This is a genomic window from Xanthomarina spongicola, assembly GCF_003148645.1.
Taxonomy (GTDB): domain Bacteria; phylum Bacteroidota; class Bacteroidia; order Flavobacteriales; family Flavobacteriaceae; genus Xanthomarina; species Xanthomarina spongicola.
In genome coordinates, this window is record NZ_QGGP01000017.1 from 1 (window position 1) to 3,563 (window position 3,563).

Below are 3,563 nucleotides of genomic sequence, written 5' to 3' on the forward strand. Positions count from 1 at the left end.
CAACCGTTTGGTCGTTGCTTTGTTTGCTAGCTTCTGATTTTCCTTCGGAAAATCCTCGCACACAAACACGCAACGTTCCTTACACATAAACGTTGTGCTTCATTATCCGAAGCTCGAGTTAATTAATTGTTCTACCTTTCGAGAAACCGCTAACCAATGATAAAATTCTTTAGAAAAATTCGCCAAAACTTACTTATGGAAAACAAAACTGGAAAGTATTTGAAATATGCTATTGGCGAAATTCTGCTTGTAATTATTGGAATTCTAATAGCGGTATCCATTAATGGTTGGAATGAAGACCGAAAGCTAAAAAAAGCAGAGCAGTCTATTCTTAAAGACCTTAAACAAGAAATGACAATAAATCTGAAAGCTTTGGAATTCGCAATTGAGGAAAACGAAAGATCCTTTCAAACCGCAATAGAAATGAGAGCGCTTTTTAGAGACAGAGTCGCTTTTGATAAAATGTTGGATAGTCTGTTTTATGAATTAATCAGAAAATTGAATTGGAACGTTACTTATGATCCACAAAATGGGATACTTAATTCTATAATCTCTTCGGGACAAATCAATCAACTTTCTAATAAGGAACTAAAATATTTACTGGCATCTTTAAAGGAATTAACGACAGATGCTATAGAAAATACACTGAAAATTGAGGCCCAAAGAGATGATTTGATGAAATCAGCTTGGACCAATGCAATGATCATTAAAGATGGAAAAAATCTGGGTTATAATGTGAAATCAATTTATGAGCATCCGGAATTTAGATGGGCAACTAACCATCTTTTTTATTTTCAACGGCAAGATGGATTAAAAGAAGAAAATGAGCTAACAGCAACCTTAGAGCATATTATTGAACTTATTGATGAAAATATTAATAAATAACGAAAGCACAACACCGTGTATAATTTATACTACTGTTAACCTTCAATAAAAAATCCTATCTTTATTCCAACATCTGATTTGCAACTGAATCTGACTGCGTCTGATTCCGTACAAATCATACACGAACACGTTAGGCGCAATGTAACAAAACTACGAACTCATCGTCTTCCATTAATAAACCAATCAGAAGTTCAAATGCAAGAAAATTTAATGGAACGAAAAAAAACTTGGAATACAATATTTATTTTCCTTGCTATTGTTACAATTTTAAGCTCTTTATTTCATTATGCGATAGTTAACTTATATCCGTCACGAATATATATTGGAGGACTAATGTGGTGTCCTGCCATAGCTACCATAATCACTTTAAAACTGATAAAACGCCCTATTTCTTCACTAAATTGGAATTGGGGAAATTGGAAATATATTCGACTTTCTTATTTTATTCCTGCTTTATATGGCTTAATCACTTATATACTAATTTGGGTTTTTGGCTTTGGAAGTTTGACAAATGGCGAAGCAATAACAGATTGGGGAAAAGAACTTGGTTTGATTGGAATAGGAACTTTAAATCCAACATCGATTGCAATCATAGCTATTATCTTATTAGGAACTATCGAAGTAATTAGAGCAGCAGCAACAACTTTGGGAGAAGAGATTGGATGGCGAGGTTTTTTCATTTATGAATTAAGAAAAGTTCTTTCGTTTACTGGTGTTTCCATTTTTAGTGGAATTATTTGGGCAACTTGGCATTGGCCATTAATTGTATATTATGGCGAAAATGTAATCCTGGAATTGACGACATTTTATGTTGTTATAGTCTCAATGTCGTTCATTATGACTTATTACACTTTTAAATCTAAAAGCCTATGGCCAGCAGTAATTTTTCACGCAGTAAGTAATGTATATATTCAAAAAATATTACCCGAATTAACAATAAAGAATGAAGGAGCGGAACATTGGCTTGGCGAAAACGGAATTATGTTTGCTATCGTGACTTGTGTTTTTGGAATTTATTTTTGGAAAAAAGCAATTAAAGAAAAATTGTGACTGAAAAACACAGCGCCTAACACCGTGTATAATTAATGGCTAGTTCTCGCCTACTTACGAAAATCCTCGCGGATTTTCTATTCGGTTTTTATTTGCTAAATTAGGTGCTGAAACACGCCACTAATCATACACAATCACGTTACCTGCAAGCTGAAAAAAATCATATGAATAAATTAATAATAATAATTTTCATCCTAATTCTCTGTACATCTTGTAAGCAAGACAAATCAAACGAAACTGCTAACATTAACAAAATTGAATTAGATAAAAAGTTAACTAAAAAATTAGAACAAGCGTTTAAAACCGATTCAATTAAAGGATTTTCAGTTGCAATCGTTAATGAAAATGGTATGGTTTATAAGAATGGTTTTGGCTTTTCTGATTTAGATACAACCAAAATTTATTCACCAAAGACAATTCAGCCAATAGCTTCAATTTCAAAAACCTTAATTGGTATTTCATTAATAAAAGCTGAAGAATTAGGACTATTAAACCTTAAAGACCCAATAAATAAATTTTTACCATTTAAAGTTACAAATCCTCAATATCCTAACGAAGAAATTCTTATCGAACATTTGGCGTATCACACTTCGTCAATTATCGATTTAGAAGATATTTATTTTAATCAGTATTTTTTTAAGGATATGCCGATTGAAGACAATGATTACGAAACCTATTATAGTATTTTCAGAAAACCAGAAGAAAAACAATCATTAGAAGATTATTTAAAACAAGCCTTTTCGGAAAATGATATTTACGAAAAACTTCCATTTTCAGACTACAAACCTGGAACAGAAAGAGATTATTCAAATATAGGTTCAGATTTATGTGCGCTGATAATTGAGAAAGCCTCGAAAATGGATTTTAAAGATTTTACTAAAAAATACATTTTAAATCCTTTAAAAATGAAATCATCGAGTTGGTCGCTATCAAATAACAGTTCTGAATTCCAATCAAGACTTTTTGTAAGCACCGAATTGATGTTGACACCATACACAACAAACAGTTATCCAAGCGGATGGTTTGTTACTTCAAGCGAAGATTTAGGATTATTTTTAACCGAATTAATTAAAGGTTATAATGGAAATGGTAGTTTGTTGACCGATGCTGGTTTTAAAAAGTTCTACCAAAAGCAAACCTATAAAGAAAAATCTTATGGCTATTTTATAGAATATACTGATGATTGGATGAGAATTACAGATACAATTATTGGACATAATGGCTCTGAATTCGGTGTTTTTTCTGGAATGTATTTTAACCCCAAAAGGAATACTGGAAAAATAATCATTTCTAATACTGACACAGATTTTTTTGATGAAGGTCAAATATGGGGAGAAATAACAACAATTTGGAAGTCCTTAATTGATTACGAGATTGAATTAAACAGCGGAAAAGCCAGCAGGTAACAACGTATATAATTTATTGCTAGTTCTAGCCTACTTACGAAAATCCTCGCGGATTTTCTATTCGGTTTGTATTTGCTAAATTAGATGCTTAACACGCAACAAATCATATACAATACCGTTGCAATCAATTATGACCCGTCCTGAATAAAGGCTACATAATTTTAAACATTATGTACAGAAATGACAAAGTGATCAGACGGTATTCAGAACCTTTTAAACTGA

General features: G+C 31.9%; 3 protein-coding genes. All 3 read left to right on the forward strand.

The genetic code is table 11. The features are described 5' to 3' along the window. The first annotated feature begins 195 nt into the window (after positions 1-195). The gene (locus LX78_RS14570) at positions 196-885 is read left to right on the forward strand and encodes a DUF6090 family protein (protein WP_170109861.1); all 690 of its coding nucleotides are present in this window, start codon (positions 196-198) and stop codon (positions 883-885) included. Positions 886-1,095: 210 nt separating this feature from the next. Beyond that, positions 1,096-1,935 carry a CPBP family intramembrane glutamic endopeptidase gene (locus tag LX78_RS14575; protein WP_245881550.1) on the forward strand — a complete coding sequence of 280 codons (840 nt, stop codon included), beginning with the start codon at positions 1,096-1,098 and terminating at the stop codon, positions 1,933-1,935. A gap of 164 nt (positions 1,936-2,099) precedes the next feature. Continuing rightward, a complete protein-coding gene (locus tag LX78_RS14580; RefSeq protein ID WP_109683513.1) occupies positions 2,100-3,341 on the forward strand; it encodes a serine hydrolase domain-containing protein in 1,242 nt (413 codons plus the stop codon). Positions 3,342-3,563: the final 222 nt, after the last annotated feature.